General features: G+C 35.4%; 17 protein-coding genes. 4 read left to right on the top strand and 13 right to left on the bottom strand.

Annotated features, from left to right (window positions below; translation table 11 throughout):
- The 12 genes from HND39_11440 to HND39_11385 form a co-directional block, all read right to left on the bottom strand.
- Entirely contained in the window at positions 1-198 is a 198-nt protein-coding gene (locus HND39_11440; protein ID QKJ96843.1) for a hypothetical protein, read from the bottom strand.
- 25 nt (positions 199-223) lie between these two features.
- Positions 224-487, bottom strand: a complete 264-nt coding sequence (locus HND39_11435) for a GIY-YIG nuclease family protein (protein ID QKJ96842.1) — start codon at positions 485-487, stop codon at positions 224-226.
- On the bottom strand, positions 484-651 hold the full coding sequence (locus HND39_11430; protein QKJ96841.1) for a hypothetical protein: 168 nt from the start codon (positions 649-651) through the stop codon (positions 484-486). Before HND39_11430 ends, HND39_11435 begins: the two co-directional genes overlap by 4 nt.
- Positions 652-776: 125 nt before the next feature.
- Entirely contained in the window at positions 777-2159 is a 1383-nt protein-coding gene (locus tag HND39_11425) for a TolC family protein (protein QKJ96840.1), read from the bottom strand.
- A gap of 2 nt (positions 2160-2161) precedes the next feature.
- Complete coding sequence (locus tag HND39_11420; protein QKJ96839.1) at positions 2162-5518, bottom strand: efflux RND transporter permease subunit; 3357 nt, start codon at positions 5516-5518, stop codon at positions 2162-2164.
- A 128-nt stretch (positions 5519-5646) separates the two neighbouring features.
- A complete protein-coding gene (locus HND39_11415; GenBank protein ID QKJ96838.1) occupies positions 5647-6084 on the bottom strand; it encodes a hypothetical protein in 438 nt (145 codons plus the stop codon).
- 162 nt (positions 6085-6246) lie between these two features.
- Complete coding sequence (gene nrfA, locus HND39_11410; GenBank protein ID QKJ97982.1) at positions 6247-7752, bottom strand: ammonia-forming cytochrome c nitrite reductase; 1506 nt, start codon at positions 7750-7752, stop codon at positions 6247-6249.
- Between the two features lie 179 nt (positions 7753-7931).
- A complete protein-coding gene (locus tag HND39_11405; GenBank protein QKJ96837.1) occupies positions 7932-8321 on the bottom strand; it encodes an endonuclease domain-containing protein in 390 nt (129 codons plus the stop codon).
- 173 nt (positions 8322-8494) lie between these two features.
- A complete protein-coding gene (gene nrfH, locus HND39_11400; GenBank protein QKJ96836.1) occupies positions 8495-9079 on the bottom strand; it encodes a cytochrome c nitrite reductase small subunit in 585 nt (194 codons plus the stop codon).
- 327 nt (positions 9080-9406) lie between these two features.
- Positions 9407-10162, bottom strand: a complete 756-nt coding sequence (ric, locus tag HND39_11395) for an iron-sulfur cluster repair di-iron protein (protein QKJ96835.1) — start codon at positions 10160-10162, stop codon at positions 9407-9409.
- Positions 10163-10218: 56 nt separating this feature from the next.
- Complete coding sequence (locus HND39_11390; protein ID QKJ97981.1) at positions 10219-11355, bottom strand: 4Fe-4S binding protein; 1137 nt, start codon at positions 11353-11355, stop codon at positions 10219-10221.
- A 256-nt stretch (positions 11356-11611) separates the two neighbouring features.
- Entirely contained in the window at positions 11612-12043 is a 432-nt protein-coding gene (locus HND39_11385; GenBank protein QKJ96834.1) for an Rrf2 family transcriptional regulator, read from the bottom strand.
- A 498-nt stretch (positions 12044-12541) separates the two neighbouring features.
- Between HND39_11385 and HND39_11380 the strand changes: the two genes are divergently transcribed.
- The gene (locus HND39_11380; protein QKJ96833.1) at positions 12542-13444 is read left to right on the top strand and encodes a hypothetical protein; all 903 of its coding nucleotides are present in this window, start codon (positions 12542-12544) and stop codon (positions 13442-13444) included.
- Complete coding sequence (locus tag HND39_11375; GenBank protein ID QKJ96832.1) at positions 13422-14624, top strand: acetyl-CoA C-acyltransferase; 1203 nt, start codon at positions 13422-13424, stop codon at positions 14622-14624. The genes HND39_11380 and HND39_11375 overlap by 23 nt, the downstream gene beginning before the upstream one ends.
- Before the next feature lies 1 nt (position 14625).
- Here HND39_11375 and HND39_11370 read toward each other — a convergent pair whose 3' ends face one another.
- Entirely contained in the window at positions 14626-15369 is a 744-nt protein-coding gene (locus HND39_11370) for an SDR family oxidoreductase (protein QKJ96831.1), read from the bottom strand.
- Between the two features lie 214 nt (positions 15370-15583).
- Here HND39_11370 and bcrC point away from each other — a divergent pair, with 214 nt between their 5' ends.
- Both bcrC and bcrB read left to right on the top strand, forming a co-directional pair.
- Positions 15584-16774: a benzoyl-CoA reductase subunit C gene (bcrC, locus tag HND39_11365; GenBank protein QKJ96830.1), complete on the top strand. Its 1191-nt coding sequence runs from the start codon at positions 15584-15586 to the stop codon at positions 16772-16774.
- Positions 16775-16808: 34 nt separating this feature from the next.
- Positions 16809-18089 (top strand): benzoyl-CoA reductase subunit B, encoded by a 1281-nt coding sequence (bcrB, locus tag HND39_11360; GenBank protein QKJ96829.1) that lies wholly within the window; start codon positions 16809-16811, stop codon positions 18087-18089.
- Positions 18090-18096 lie beyond the last annotated feature (7 nt).

Here is an 18096-nt window from a genome sequence, read left to right as displayed (position 1 = left end):
TTATTTATCCTTCTTTCTCAAACTGGTTTTAATCTTTATAGATGAAAATATTTTTTTTAATTCAAAGCTTTCATTTAAAAGTCTTTGTAACTCTATATCTTTTTTAAAATTTGTTAGTATTGCATTTAAAACTCGGTACCAATAATTACTTTCACAGATTTCTTTAAGAACAATTCCAATTTTATGATTGAAATCCATTGCCGATTCAGCAGCTTGTGCTTCTTTACCCCGTCAAATAATTTTTCAGCCGATTTCTAATAAATCTTTTCCCGTAAGAACTTTTCAAATATTTTTCTCTATGTAGCGCATCACTTTTGTTGTAACAAACCTCCGCATAAACTAAATCAAGAGGTCTCCTTGATTTTGTCGATTTAACTTTCCCACTATTATGTTCTATTAATCTCTTCTTTAAATTGTTTGTAAATCCAACATAGAATTTGTTGTCTAATTTGCTTTGTAAAATGTATACAATATATTTTTGTTTCATATTTGACGGGGTGAATAATTTGATCCTGATGAAGTTGAAGATTTTCCTAACTGATAGACGATTATTCCAAAAACTTTATCTTTTGGTAAAGACATTAAAAATTTCAGAGTATCAACTCCAAATTGAAATGTTCTTTCTAATAATTCTTCGGTTTTAGGATTCATTTTACATTACCTCATTATTATATCCATTTCCCATCTACCATCTGCCATCTTCCATCTTCCATTTTCTCCCGCAAGGCGGGATTTCGCCCTGCCTACTGGCAGGCAGGTTCGCTCAACATCTTCTATCACAACCTTTTTCCAACCATCATTTCAATTTCAGCGATAGCCATTTGACGATCAGCTTGTGCCATATAAAAATTCATTCGTTGCATAAGAAGCATTCTGTATGAATCAATTACAGTCGTGATATTCGTGCGATTGTTCTGATAATTTGCCAGTTGTGATTCTGCAGCTTGCTCATAACTTGGTATGACTTCTTTTGAATAAAGGTTAATCAACTCCTGTGCTGTCTTCAGTTTAACAAAAGCTGTTTGCAGTTCTGTTATCATTTCTCTTTGCATATTATTCTTTTCATACTCAATACCTTTAATATCAGATAGAAGTTCTTCTTCTTTATTGCTGTATTTTCCAGATGACCACGGAACGAAAGGTAAAGTGATTGAAGCCATCAGTGAGTACATATATTCAGTACTTGCTGACTCCATACCAATCATGCTAATATCTGACTGAGATGTGAGTATCATTCCCTGCGGCATTCGCATAAACATTCCTTCAATCATAAGATCAGGAACAAGTTCACTATTATTTGCATTCACCATTGCTTTGTTCATTTCGATCATCGTTCCCATTTTTCGGAGAGAAGGATTTGAATCAATCAGAATTGTTTCCAGTTCATCCTGTGAATAAGTGAGTGAATCTTCTGCAATAGACTTTTCAATTACAATTTCATTTGAGTTGAGTTTTCTACCAAGCAATTTGTTCAGTTTATAAATTTCGGCTTCACGCTGTTTTTTCAGAATTACAAGCTGAGCATTATTCGATGCGACTTCACTTTTAACTGTTAAAAGATCCGCCTGATTAATTCTGTTTACCTGATAGCTGACATCAACAGAACTTAAAATATTATTTAATAAATCAATTGTGCCCTGTTGAACATCGAGTTTTCTTTCGATCTGCCAGATATTATAGTATTGCATTTTGATCTGTGCAATAAGATTTATTTTATATGAGTCGTAATCTCTTTTTGTTACTTCAACATTCTGAAGTTCAACTTTGTTCATTGCACTTAACTTTCCACCGAGAGGAAACATTTGAGAAAGTGAAAGTGAATTAGAAATTGCACTATTCCAGATATTAATTTCCTTGATTGGTATTTGATCAAACTGCACTCCAAGTGTTGGAGGTGGCAAATAATCAACTGATTCAGCTCTGTATTGTCCGGAATATATTTTTTGCTCAATAGATTTTAAATACGGATTATTCAGCATAGCTTCATTAATCAATGAATCAACACTTTGAGCAAAACTGTTTTCGAAAAATGAAAATATTGTTATTAGAATAATAAATACTCTTTTATATAAATACTTAAAAGACACTAATGATAAATTCGAAATTCGAAATTCGAAATTCGAAATTCCATTTCCCATCTTCCATTTAACATCTACCATTTTTATTCTCCCTCCTTCATCCAACCAGCCATTTTTGAAATTTGTAGTTTACCTTTTTTAAGTGCACGCTCCTTCATAATTGCAAACAGAATTGGTGTTACAACCAGAACATGAACTGCTGAAGTAAGTAATCCTCCGATCATTGGTGCAGTAAGCGGCTTCATTACGTCTGAACCAGTACCCGTTGCCCACATAACAGGAACTAAGCCTATCATTGTTGTTGCAACAGTCATCAGCTTCGGTCTTAATCTTAGAACAGATCCCTCAACTGTTGCTTCATAAATATCATTTTTGGTGATCTCAGTTATTTCACCTTTCTGAAGAGCTCTTAATTTTTTATCAAGCGATTCATGAAGATATACAACCATCACCACACCAGTTTCCACTGCAATTCCATACAAAGCTATAAATCCCACCCAAACTGCAACAGAAAAATTATATCCGAGAATATAAACCATGTATATTCCTCCAATTAATGCAAAAGGGACTGAAAGCATCACTACTCCGGCTTCAACATAATCTTTCAGAGTAAGGAAAAGCAGCAGATAAATTATCAGGAATACAACCGGCATAATAATTTCAATTGTCTGCTGAGCACGCATTTTACTTTCGTACTGACCACTCCAGGTATAAGAATATCCGGCAGGCAGGTTTAATTCTTTTTCAATAACTTCTTTTGCATCAGTCATTACACTTCCCATATCTCTTCCGCGAGTATTCATAAAAACAATTGAACGCAACATTCCGTTTTCACTGCTGATCATTGGAGGTCCTGTTAAAATATTTATATCTGCTAATGTTGATAATGGAAGATAGACGTTTGAATTTTGCGAAGCACTAAGTAACGAAGAAACATTATCAGAATTATTTTCCTGAATAATTGTGGATTGCGATGATCCGGAATTTCCACCCATACTTCCCATACCGGATGATTGTTGCATTGAACTAATTCCAGCATTAGTTGTATTCATTGTTGGTGAATTCATTCCGGCAGAAACTCCAACAGGAACAATAAGATTTTTCAAATCATCAATATTATCTCTGAAATCTCTTTGATATCTCATCCGAATCGGAAATCTCATTCTTCCATCCAGAACAATTCCGAGATTTTGTCCGCCGATTGCTGTTTCAATTATATCCTGCAAATCACTTACGTTTATTCCGTATCGCGCAGCAATTTCTCTTTTGATTTGAATATCAACATAATATCCGTTTTGAACTCTTTCAGCAACAACATCAGCAGCACCGTTTACAGTTTTTAAAATTTGTTCTGCTTTGATAGCATAATATTCAAGTGTATCCAGATCAGGTCCGAATATTTTAAAACCAATGTCCGTTCTAACTCCGGTTGCGAGCATATTTATTCTGTTAATAATTGGTTGAGTCCAACCGTTTGTTACTCCGGGAATTTGAAGTTTGTGATCAAGTTCATTTACAATATCTCTTTTCGTAATTCCGGGGCGCCATTCATCTTTTGGTTTGAGAAGAATTATTGTCTCAATCATACTTAACGGTGCATTGTCGGTTGCAGTTTCTGCTCTTCCAACTTTACCAAGTACGTGATCAACTTCGGGAACGCTTTTAATAATTTTATCCTGAACTTGTAGAATTCTGTTCATCTCGGTTATTGAAGCATTTGGAAGTGTTACCGGCATATAAAGAATTGAACCTTCATCGAGCGGCGGCATAAACTCTGAACCGGTGTTAATTATCATCGGAACTGTTATTAACAAAGCAATGATATTTATTGCAATTGTGATCTTCCGATGCTTGAGAACCCAATGAATTACAGGCTCATAAAGACGAATAAAAAATTTTGTTGTCGGATTTTTTTGTTCGGGTCTGAACTTGCCTCTCATCAGCATTGTCATCAAAACAGGAATCAATGTGATAACAACAATTGCGGCACCAAACATTGCAAAAGTTTTTGTGAATGCGAGCGGATGAAAAAGTTTTCCTTCCTGTCCTGATAATAAAAACACAGGAAGAAACGAAACAAGTATAATAAGTTCAGAAAAGAAAATTGCTCTGCCAACTTGCTTTGCTGACATAATAGAAATGTTTTTATATTCTTCGCTTGTAAGATGTCCTTTCTCTGCAATTGCTTTTGCGAGATTTCGATATGCGTTTTCCACAAGCACAATTGATGAATCAACAATTACTCCGACTGCAAGAATAATTCCGCCAAGTGACATAATGTTGCTCGAAATTCCGAATGTGTACATCAGGATAAATGAAATGAGAACGGAAATAGGAAGTTCAATTAATATTCTGACTATACTTCTGAAGTGAAGCAGAAAAATTGCAACCATAATCGCAACGACGATTGATGCTTCGATCAATGCTTTCTCAAGAGTACCGACAGCTTCTTTTATTAATGTACTTCTATCGTAAGAAGCAATAATCTCTACACCTTCAGGAAGTCCCGGAGAAATTTCTTTTATTTTTTCTTTAACCCGGTCGATAACATTCCGTGCATTTTCGCCGCTTCGCATTACAACAATTCCACCAACAACCTGTCCTTCACCATCTTTCTCCAATGAACCACGACGAATATCACCGCCAAGCTGAACAACAGCTACATTTTTTATCAGAACAGGAATACCATTCGGATTTGTTCTTACTACTGTATTCTCAACATCTTCTTTAGATTTTATATATCCCTGACCGCGCACAAAATATTCAGCATCGCTTGCTTCAATAATTTTTCCACCGACTTCATTATTACTTCGTTGAATCGCGTTGATAATTTCTGATGTGGAAAGATTATAAGCACGAAGTTTATCTGGATCAATATCTACCTGATATTGACGAACAAATCCACCGATACTCGCAACTTCAGCGACACCTTCGACTGCAGATAATTTGTATCGAATATACCAATCCTGAATTGATCGCAGTGTTCCCAGATCATAATTTTTTCCTTCAACTGTGTACCAATAAACGTGTCCAACTCCGGTTCCATCAGGACCGATAGATGGAACAACTCCACCGGGAAGCTGTGCCTGGATTGTATTTAGTCTTTCGAGTACACGAGTACGTGCAAAATAGATATCAGTATTATCATCGAAGATTACAAACACGAAAGACATTCCGAACATCGAATTAGCACGAACTGCTTTTACATCAGGTAATCCTTGCAAACCTGAAACAATCGGAAATGTAACCTGGTTTTCAATTACTTCAGGTGATCTGCCCATCCACTCTGTGAAAATGATAACTTGATTCTCTGATAAATCAGGAATCGCATCAACCGGAAGATTGATGACGCTGTAAATTCCGAATCCAGTAATAACAAGGTAAGCGAATATTACGAGAAACCTGTTGTGTGCACTCCAATCAATTATTTTTTCAATCATCTTATTTCCTGAAAATATTCAACTGCTGTATGAATTACAGTTGTCAATTCATTTTAAAAATTTTATTTAATAAATGATGATGCGCGGATATAACTATCCACTACATCCACAAAAGGAATAAGAATGAATCAGATCAGAAGAACAGAATTGGTGATATGTAAATCAGAGTTGATTAAAAACGGTGGTGAAGAATCACAATAGAAAGATTCTTCGACTGAAAAATCAATTGGACAAAAAGTAGTTGGTGTTAACTGTGTTAAATTTTCTGAAAACGAAAAATTATTCACACCAGATTTACCTGAAACAAACTCATCATCGACTTTGTTGTAAACAAATTCTTCATGACAGCAAGTTGATTTTTCAGATTTGATGACAAGAGAATTATCAAATGCTTTTTCATTGCAGCATTTTGTTTCTATCACTTCCATTTCGCTTTTGCACATCTCACACTCGCTCAGAGATTTTTCATTCATCATCTGGCAAAGGTGATACGAAACCGGTAACCCGGTTGTTGAAACCAGGAACAGGAATGTTAAAAGCAATATTGATATTTTTTTCTTCATCATCTCAGATCAAACATATAGAATTAGTTGTTATTAAGCAATGATAGTGCCGGGAAATTTGTTATATAATTTTTGTTTTCTTTAATATTTTATCCGATGATTTACCAATTATGGGGATTTTATTTCTTTTATTTCCAACTTTTAATAGAAACTCAGAACAGAGAATTATTTATTTGTTTCCGAATAATTGTACAAATATCCCTGTCTTTGTTTTGCTTCTTCATCCCACTTAACTGTCGTCGTTTTAAGAAACTCTTCTTTATCAGCTTTCATCTTTTCAGGGTTTAGTCCGATAAATCTTTGTGCTTTTTCTTTTGTCGAAATATCCGGTAGTTCAACAGGATATTTCCATCCCTCTTTTACAGATAGAGCTGCAAGTTCTCTTCGTGCCTGTTCACCTTTTTGAATTGAAGTTCCCAAAACTCTCAAAGCTTCGACCGGTGCATGAAATCCAAGTGCATTTGCGGCAGCAACCCAATCCCATCTCCATTGTGCATGACGAATTAAAGTAAGAATTGATTTCATCTGTTGTTCAGTGGCTCCATTTTCCCACGCAATCTTTGCTTCGATGTGAGCAGCAGCTAAAGTTTTTTCGGCAATTCTTCTTATCTCTTCAATTCTATCCTGTCTGTCATAAACATCCTGAATTAATCTTTCTGTTTCCACACGATGACAAACCTGACAGGTATTTGAAACGTTGTTTAGTGGAGATTGAATGTGGTGATCAGTGAACTTAACTCCGCCTTCACTTTTATACGGCATATGACAATCTGAACATGAAACACCACGAATTGCATGAATACCAGTCATAAATAATTCGTAGTCAGGATGCTGTGCTTTTAACATCGGAGCTTTGCTTAAAGCATGGGTCCAATCAGTAAATTCCATTGCATCATAATAAGCTTCCATTGAATCAGCATTGAAACCTTTATCCCATGGAAAAGTTAAATACTTTCCATCACCTTTGAAATAATATTCAACATGACATTGTGCACAAACAAGCGAACGCATTTCCTGTCTTGAAAAGCTGGTGATATCTTTACCTTGTCTTTGAAAAGCTTCGATCAAGGCTGGTCGAGTAATTCTTAGATTCATGGTTTTAGGATCATGGCAGTCTTGACATCCAATCGGATTTACAATTTCAGCACCAAGATCTTTCCATTTCTTTTTATAAAAATCAGAAGCTCCGATTTCATCCATAACTCTTGGGACATCCGTACTCTTACATGTCCAACAGGTAGCTGGTTGCGGAGAATATTCGTTATCACCTGTTCTTAAAATTTTTCTGATGTCCTCGATTGCATGTGCATGACCTCTTCCCTGATTATATTCTCTTGAAAATGCATATCCAGCCCAAAGGACAACAAGTTCCGGATATTTATCTAAGTAATCAATCATAACTGACCCGCCATGTTTGCTTGCAAAATTGGTTTCCAGAGTTTTCAGGTATGATTCATATTCGCGCGGAAAGTTTTCTCCCCAAACTTCATTTCTTGGTTCCCACTCATTTAATGGTTTAAGCATTTGCAAGGTGTAAAGTGCTTCACCCCTTCTTTCGATAATAGTTGAAGCGAGAAGACCTATGAAGAAAACTACCACAACAGTCGCAATAAAAATTACCCACGCAACCCATGGTTTTGCTTTTATAATTTCGTTTAATGTTTTCATAATAACCCTTTTAAAAATTATAATTCATTGAACTCTCTCTGTATCTCTCTCTTAAGAAGAGAGAGAATTATTATGACGATAGAACTGTTCATTTATTTTTCTGTCAACTCTGAAAATTCCAGTTTACTGCTCCAATAAGTCCTTCTCTTTTTAAGAGAAGGGTTGGGATGAGTTCTTTTTCCTTAACTGCTCACTTCCAATTCTCGATTAATTTTGCTGAGAACATTTTTCAAATCATTGATAACTTCATCGTTATTGAATCTTATCACCCTCATTCCAAGAAAATTTAAAATCTTTGTTCTTTCTTTATCTTCTTTCAGTCTGTACTGATGATACTTACCGTCCAGCTCAATAATTAGCTTTTCCTGATGACAATAAAAATCAGTTATGAAAAAAGTTTCTTTACCAGTTATATCGTGAAAGATGGGATATTGCCTGTAAAATTTCTTTCCTAATTTCTTATTGCGAACAGCTTCCCAAAACAATCTTTCTGCTATTGTTGAATTTTTTCTTAATTCACGACAAACAACTTTGGTAATTTCGACTAACCTGTGCTTATTACTTAAGCTCATTGAACTCTCTCTATATCTCTCTCTTAAAATGAGAGAGAATTATTTTCTTTGCACAACTAATCCTAAAAAATTCTGTCAGCAATATTATTAAAAGTTATACCTCAAATAAGCCCTTCTCTTTTTAAGAGAAGGGTTGGGATGAGTTCCAATTAAACCCCAGTAAACATTAATTTTCATTTCACAATCTCTTTAATCCACTCCGGATAAGGCGCCGATAGTTGTGGAGTTCTTGCAAATGGTGTTGATGTCAAACTATTCACTCTTCCGTGTGGAGTTTCTCTATGACAATCCCAGCAATAACCCTGACCTTCTTCCTGAATTGATTGAGCAGTTATCGCTCTTACAGATATTGGATGAATTTGTTCTGAATGACATCTGACGCAATTTCTTTGAACTGCATTTCTGCCTGCCTTATGAATTCTTATAACTTGAGGTTCAAGCCTGAATGTAAACATGTATGAATGCCTCAATCCATCTGATGCTTTGAAAAAATATTTTTCAAAAATATTATTCTGAGGAACGTGACAATCGTTGCAGACAGTAAATCTTCCATGACTGCTGTTCTGCCAGGTTGCAAAATATGGAGCCATTACATGACAATTTACACACGCTTCCGGTTTGTCAGATAGATATGATGTAGCTCTGCCAACATGAAGTGTGAATAGAACCAACCCGCAAAAAATTCCAATCAAAACCAGCACTACAAATCTCCATGTTGCAGGTGGTGCAAACGCTTTAAGAAATGTTATCGGGTTCATAAAATTTTATTTTTGATTTATTGAGTATCTGATTTTGTCACACATAGTTTGCAATTAGCTTTCATTGCAAAATGTTTTAACAGTTCTGATCTAAAAATGAGAGTTTATTTTATTTTTTGTTTCAGCGATAATGGAATCCCCAGGTAATACTGCAGATACTTCCTTATAACATAAACAATGATTAGCCCCTTTAGTTGGTTGTCCGGAGTTGTATAAATCACCGGATGTCTTATCATATTTGAAAATAACAATCAAATATTCCGTGTAAATTTCACTTACAAATTAAGACATCCGGAATTTTAATCCAATCTTATTTCAACAAAAACACTAATTGCTTGTCTGCAAAAGTTTCTCTTCGAGAATAACAGATTTTGGAAACAGAATATTATTCTCAAGATGAATATGCTTATGCAGATCTTCCTCAAACTCTTTCAATTCAGAATAAAGAGCTTTAAATGTATTGCAGGCATCTTCCGGATGAGTGAAGTTATTGCTCAATTCTCTGATCTTTTGTAAACCATCACCTGCATTTGTATGTTCGTATTCCATCATCCGAATTGGATTTTGAATTGAACCAAAAGGCGGCGGCGAGAATTGACCATTTTCTTTTTGTGTTAACACCATCTGTTTAATTTGAGGAAATAAAATTCTCTCCTCTTTCATCATATGCATTTCAAGCTCTTCTCTTACAGCAAGATAAAGGTCTGCAATAAGAATTGTTTCAGGATGATTTTTCCCGTGCACTGCTGCGACTTTATCTGCATGTAAAGATAATATCGGGACCATACGCCGTACATACTGATGATGATTATTTATAATGTAATCAGCAAGAAAATCCAGCGACCAATCATCAGCCTGTATGTGACCATTTCCATTTTCTTTTAAATCATTTAACCGAAGTACAACTTTTTCTGTTTCGATATCCTTATCTGCACAAGCATCTTTTAAAGTACGATTGCCTCTGCAACAAAAGTCCAGACCAAATTCCTCAAACACAATTGCAGAACGGATATTTTCTTTTGCTATTTCTGCGAGAGTTTTTGTAAGCAAGATGCTTCCTTCGGTTTTTGTTTGGTTACTCATTCTATTCACCTCTTTAATAATTTTAAGCCTGAGGCTTATCAGCTTTCGGCTGTGAGTTATTTGATTTCTTTATTAATATCATTCCCGGAATTGCTTTCTGAATTATTCTTCAAAGCATCTTCATTAAATTTTTTTATTGCTTTTGTTCCGGCCTGCCTGTCGGTAGGCAAGGTTGGATGACCAAATGACTCCATATCCTGGTAAAGTTCAAGATATTCTTCTTTCGAAATATTATTCTGCCATTTGCCCGAGATCATTCCATATCCTGTAACAATCATAAAAATTGAGACAACACCAATCGCAACATATTTTTTGTTAATCTTTTTCTTAGCCGGAATCATTTCAAGTTGAAGTGTATCAGCAACTGGACAAACATCAACGCAATTCAGACAGGAAGTACATTCATCAGAGATTACTGTTTTCACTTTATCCACCTTAATGAATGACGGACAGGCTTTGTTACACAATCCACAGTCGATACAACTAACAGGATTCCTTTTTATTTTGCCTGGACTAAGTAACGAAGTAATTCCAAGTAATGCACCATAAGGACAAAGATATCTGCACCAGAATCCTCTTAACACAATTGAAAGCAGGAACAAAATTCCAATCACTATCAAAGAGAATCTTGAAATTTCTGCAAAGAAATAATACATATTCACATCAGAAACAAGATTGTACGGGCTATCAAGAAATGCCTGAAGTGCAGTTGTACTCATTAAAAATATAACGGAGTAAAAGAGAAATCCGAGTAATAAATATTTCAAACTTCGGAGCGGATAATCCAGAAATTTTGGCAGCTTCAAATCTTTACCAAAAATTTTTTTTCCAAAATCACCGATCAGTTCTGATAAAAAACCAACAGGACAGAGCCAACTGCAAAAAGCTTTTCCAAAAACTATTGAGACAAGAACAATCGCGAAGAAAATAAAAAATCCTGCAGGATGTGCCGAGTGAATTTGTCCTGTCATCAGAAATAAATAAAAACTCATAAAGGAACTGATTGGAAGAAAGCCATCAACTCCGGGTGGGCGTGATGAAAAAACTGAAGCACCATTTGTTTCCAGGTATTGAATGAACTGATAGAACTCAACACCAATCCAGATACAAAGAATTGCAAATGCCATCTGCACAATGAATCTTACTTTCTGAATTCCCTTTTCTTTGTTCTTGATAATCTTCTTCTTTGTCATCCCGAACTTGTTTCGGGTTCTATATTCTATTGGAATATCCTGAAATGAACCTACCTGCCGTACAGGCAGCGTCGGAATGACATCACTTTCATTAATTTTATTGGCATCTGTCATTCTGGGGCGTGAAGCGACTCCAGAATCTTTCGTGTCAGATTCCAGACAAGCTGGAATGACATTATCCTGAATTCCTTCATATTTGCTATCATTAAATTTCATATATCAGATGTATTAGTCTGATTAAATCATAAAAAAATTTTTACAAACTTTTGATCTTGTTCAACGTTTTTTCTCCCAACTTGTCAATCGTTTCGGAAGTGAGCATATCGTAAGTCTGATTACGTAACGGACCCCAGATGTGGTGAACGGGACAGGGATGAGTCGGTGAGCAATCCGCAAAACCGAGTACACAAGTATCAAACATTTCAAGTCCGTCAATTGCAGCAACAACATCTATCAATTTAATTCTTGATGCTGGCTTGGCAAGCGAGAAACCACCTGACTTCCCTTTGGTTGAAGATATCAATCCACTATCGCGCAAACTTTGAAGTATCTTGGAAATAAATTCACGCGGAATTTTCAATACTCGTGAAATTTCCTCTGCAGAAACCAGAGTATTTTTTTCCTGTGCTGCGAGGTAAAGAATTGCCTGCATTCCGTATTCACATTTCTTTGAGAATATTACAGTCATATAGTAAAATCAGATAAAATTATCTGATTAAATATAGATAATTGATTGCAAAATGTCAATGAAGCAGAGCAATAGCTAAAAAATGAAAAAAGTTTGTAGTCAAACACTATATATTTATTACAAATTCTGAAATTGGTTACTACTTCATACTCTTCATTTTGAACACCTAATATTAATTCATATAGATTAACCTCAGTTATTCGCCTCAATGTCAAGTTAAAATATTTCACTCTCATAATAGAATTGAACATTCTGCAATTTCTATTAGAAGTATAACACACTTTAGATTTAATTCAAACAATTATCTTAATTTTTTGATGGGAAACTGATTAAAGAACAATAATTTATTTCAGTAAAAATTGAACAGATACTATCAGGTTGTTTGCTTTTATGAATTAACGAGGTTAATATATTTTTATTATGAAAAGTAGGTATAATAATGTATCAAATTTGTCAATTCGGTTTAACTTAATTATAATTAATTAAAAGAATTTGTGAATGATGGAAGTATTTCAAACACTGGTTGAACGTATAAAAGAAAATAAACCGACTGTACTGGTAACTGTTACAAAAACAAAGGGATCAACTCCAGGCAGAGTTGGTTTCAAGTTGCTTGTGGACAATGAAGGAAGAACGACCGGAACGATAGGCGGCGGTCCTGTAGAATTTCATGCAATTGAAAAGTGCAAAGAATTATTTAAAGGAACACTGTCTGGTTTAAACGAAATTATTCAACTTGTTGATCGAGAAGCCCCTGAAATAGATAACTCCAATCCCAATTTTACAAAACTTTTGCTACCTGCCTGGTGCGGCGGCGAACTTGAACTTTTTTATGAGTTAATCAGCAATAAAAAAACAATTTATATTTTTGGTGCCGGACATATCGGTGAGGCAGTTGCTTCTCTTGCCGCACAACAAGAATTTTTTCCTGAACTTTTTGATAATAGAAAAGATGTTCTGGATCAAATGCCTGACTTTTCAGGTAGAAAGCATCTGATAGAATATCCTCCTGCACCATTTCAATTTGAACTAAATGAAAATAGCTTTGCTGTTTTAGTTACTCAGTGCTATAAATTTGATCTTCCAATACTTGAATTGTTATTGACACAATATCCTAAAATGAAATACATTGGTATGATAGGTTCAAAGCTGAAGGTTAAGAAATGTATTCACTATCTGAATGAAAAATACGGGAATAAGTTATCCTACCATAATCTTTATGCACCGATCGGAATTGATATTGGCGGAAATACTCCGGGTGAGATTGCAATTTCAATTATGGCAGAGATAATGGCAGTAATTAATAACAAAGAAGCACCTCATCTCAGATTAAACTATCACACAATAAAAAATCCGGACAGCCAAACTGTAATCAAGAATGAAACAAGCATATATAATTGATGCTGTAAGATCTCCGATTGGCAGATACAGTGGTGTTTTAAGCAGTGTTCGACCGGACGATTTAGCTGCTCATCTTATCAAATCAATATTGCACCGAAATCCTGAAATAGATTTTAAACTTATTGAAGATGTTTTGCTTGGATGTACTAATCAAGCCGGAGAAGACAATCGCAACATAGCTCGAATGGCTTTGCTGCTTGCAGGTCTTCCTGTTGATATCGGCGGTGTGACTATTAACCGTTTATGTGCTTCAGGAATGCAATCAGTTATGGATGCATCGAGAGCAATTATGGCTGGTGACGGAGATGTTTTTATAGCAGGTGGTGTGGAGAGTATGTCACGAGCGCCGTTTGTTTTTCCAAAATCTGAATATGCATTTGATAGAAATGTTGAGATTTATGATTCCACAATCGGCTGGCGATTCCCAAATAAAAAATTAAATGATTTGTATTATCCATATTCAATGGGTGAAACTGCAGAGAATGTTGCTGAAAAATGGAAAATTTCCAGAGAGCGACAGGATGATTTTGCTTTCAATTCACAGCAGAAATATAAATCGGCATTTAATAACGGAAAATTTAAAGATGAGATTATTCCTGTTCCCGCTCAACTCAAGAACGAAGAAACAATTATTGTAGATAAAGATGAGCATCCGCGGCTTGATACAACGAAAGAAAAACTTGCAAACCTAAAACCTGCATTCAGAAAAAACGGAACTGTTACCGCAGGTAATTCTTCAGGAATAAATGATGGTGCTTCGGTTTTATTAATCGTTTCTGAAAAGATAATTCAGAAACACGGTCTCAAACCGCTGGCAAAAGTGAAAGCGATGGCTGTCGCCGGTATTGATCCGGCTTTTATGGGAATTGGTCCGGTTCCTGCAACAAAGAAAGCTTTAAGCAGAGCAAGTATAAATATTAATGATTTAGATTTGATTGAAATGAATGAAGCTTTTGCTTCACAGTCTATTGCATGTATTCAGGAATTAAAATTGGATGATAATAAAGTAAATGTTAACGGCGGCGCTATTGCACTTGGTCATCCGTTAGGTTGTACTGGTGCGAGAATTATTACAACTCTTCTTTGGGAAATGAACAGGAGAGAAAATGTGAAAACCGGTCTTGCAACTATGTGCGTAGGTGTTGGTCAGGGTGCTTCAATGATTTTTGAGAAAGTTTAATTTAAAATATAGTACTTCCTATACTTCTTCCTCCATCAATGTGTATAATCTGTCCGGTTATAAATTCACTTTCCTTAGAGAGTAAAAACGAACAGACATTTGCGACATCTTCCGGCTTACCCATTTTTTTTGTTGGCTGAGCTTCAATCAAATCCTGAAGAACTTTCTGCGGAAGATTTTGTGTGAGAGGAGTATCAATCAGACCAGGTGCAATTGCGTTAACATTTACATTATACTTGCCCAGTTCTAAAGCAAGAACTCTTGTGAGCCCAACAATTCCAGCTTTCGATGCAGTGTAGTTCGATTGCCCCCTATTATTTCCCAGCCAAGCTCTCGATGAGATATTTATAATTCTTCCGCTTTTTTGTTCGCGCATTATTTTAGCAGCTTCACGGCACATCAGCCATGTGCCGCGCAAATTTACGTCAATTACCTGATCGAAATCTTCTAATGACATATTCCAGATCATGTTATCACGTATAACTCCAGCGTTGTTAATCACAGCATCAATTTGTTTTCTTGTTTCAAGAATTTTTGAATAGAGGTTTTTAACCTGTTCTTCATCACTAACATTGCACTTAATGAAAGATGATTTATCTTTCCCAAGTTCAGAAATAACAGACTTCCCTGTTTCTTCATTCAGATCTGCAATAACAGTAAAGAAACCATCTTTAATTAATCTTTGTGCAATGGCTTTACCAATACCCTGTACACCGCCTGAAACTAATGCTGTTTTATAATTCATAGTTCTTACTTAATGATAATTTATTTATTTACTATATTGACATTTAGCAATCAAATTACAAATTTTCTGTGCAGTAAATGTAAAAATAAAAAGATAAAGCAAGTTTTTCAGGAAACATAAAAAATTTTGTTTTTAAATCGGATAAATTTATCTTAATTAGAGTAATTTATCAGTATATGAAACATGTAATCATATAAAATTCTATCAGGTTCTGATGACAAATAACAATTCTAATTCGAATGCTAAAATTATTGATAGATGTAAAGAGCTTGCATTTGATTTAAATTTTAACCGGGCTAAAGCGTGGAAGTCCGAAGATAAAAACAGAGTTTTAATCGGCTATCTTCCCGTTTACTTTCCACGAGAAATAGTTCATGCATCGAATGGACTTGCAGTTGGTATTTTTGGTGCAGGAGACAAAAAGCAGATTATCAAAGGAGATGCTTATTACCAATCCTACATTTGCCGTCTTCCGCGAGGAGTGATTGAACTTGCGCTCGACGGACACTTTAAAGGATTTGATGGCTTTGCATTCCCTGCTATCTGTGATGTCATCAGAAATCTTTCCGGGATGTTTCAGTTACTCAAGGTTGGAACTTTTGTTCACTATCTCGACTTTCCGCAAAACTTTGATCCACAGATTGGCGGTAGCTTCTATAAAACCGAAATCAATTCTATCCTCAATAACATAAAAAAAATTAATCACATTGAAGTTACTACTACGCAACTAAACAATGCCATCAAGCTTTACAATAAAAACAGAAAGTTAATTGAAAATATTTACAACATCATACGAGATTTTCCGTGGAGACTTTCAGCAGAAGATTTTTATTATATCATCCGCACCGGTACAGTAATCCCTGTTGAAGAGCATAATGAAATTTTAGAAGAGGTTTATGATTTTATCCAGGAAGATTCGGTTAAACCAATGGATAAAATAAAAGTGGTTGTGTCAGGAGCTTTCTGTGAGCAGCCTCCGATAAGTCTTATTAAAACTATTGAGATGGCTGGCTGTTACATTGTTGATGATGATTTTATGCTGGGCTCGCGTTTTATTAAAGGTGAAATTCCTGACAATTCCAATGATCCGATTGAAGCTTTATCAAATTCATATCTTACAATGAGCATATTTTCTTCATCGGTTTATGATGTTGACAATCCAAAAGAAGAAAGACTATTGCAGGTTGTAAAAAATAGAAAAGCAGACGGAGTTGTGTTTGCAGCACCAAGCTTTTGCGATCCTGCATTACTTGATTTGCCTGTACTTCAAAAAGCTTGTGATAATGCAAATGTACGATATGTCAGTTTTCAATACGCTGAAAATACCGGTCAGTTTAAAAATATAAAAGAACAGGTTGGTGCTTTTGCTGATTCAATCAGACTCTGGAGCGAAGAATTAGTTTAACTCTGATTCAAACCATTATTAAAGAGGATAAATAATGAGCGTAAATGTTGAAAAAGAAAAAAGTATGATCATTCAAAAAGAGATGATCGCAAAACTTTTTAAAGATTTAAGCACTGCAAAAGAAACAGGGAAAAAAGTTGTTTACACTTTTGTCCCGGGTAATCTATCAGAGTTAATTCATGCGTTTGATATGCTTCCTGTTTACCCCGAAATAAATGCGCTTCAGTCCGGTATGAGAAAAAGATCAGGTGAATATATTCATGAAGCAGAAAAGTTTGGTCATTCGGAGGATGTGTGTACTTATGTCAAATGCGATATTGGTATGATGTTGAAAGGAAATATTGGACCTACAGGTGAAAAAATTCCTGCACCTGATCTGCTTCTGTTGAGTTACACAGGTTGTTTTACATTCATGAAATGGTTTGAAAATCTTGAGGATCTTTATCCCGGAGTTCCGGTTGCGATGCTTCACACTCCATATCAACAGGCGGGTGAAATTACTCCCGAGATGACTGAGTATATGGTTAAGCAGCTTAGGACAGAAGTGATACCTAAAATGGAAATGGTTTCCGGAATTAAGTACGATGAAGATAAGCTCAAGCAAATTTTAAATAATTCTGTTAAAGCAGAAGATCTGATAGTAAAAATATTCGACACACCTAAAAATGTTCCTTCGCCTATTGATGCTTATTTTGCAGGAGTTTATTACATCGGACCAATCAATATCGGTTTCAGAGGAACAGCAGAAGCAGTAACATATTACAATGAACTTTATAAAGAAATTCTGGAAAGATCTGCACAGGGTCTGGGTCCTGTTACTCCTGAAGGCGAAATAAAGGAAGAGAAATACAGATTAGTTGTTGAAGGTCCGCCTAACTGGACAAGCTTCAGAGAATTCTGGAAACTTTTTTATGATATGGGTGCCGTAATTGTTGCTTCTTCTTATACAAAAGTTGGAGGTGTTTACGATCTGGGTTTCAGACACGACGCTGAAAGACCGCTCGAAAGTCTTTCTGAATATTGTATGAACTGCTACACAAATCTTAACCTGAATCAAAGGGTTGATCTTCTTGCAAAATGTATTACCGATTATCATGCAGATGGTTTTTTAATTAATTCAATTAAGAGTTGTAATTCGTTTTCTGCAGGTCAACTGTTAATGATGAGAGAACTTGAAGAAAAACTTGAGATACCTGTCGGGTTTATTGAGTCAGACCTGGTTGATCCGAGGTATTTTTCATATTCGAATATAAAAAACAGGCTGGAATCATTTTTCCAGATGCTTGAGCAGAGAAAAATTATTATGCAACAATAAAAAGTTA

The sequence above is a fragment of the Ignavibacteriota bacterium genome (assembly GCA_013285405.1).
Classification (GTDB): domain Bacteria; phylum Bacteroidota; class Ignavibacteria; order Ignavibacteriales; family Ignavibacteriaceae; genus IGN2.
This window is presented reverse-complemented; position numbering and strand designations above follow the sequence as displayed.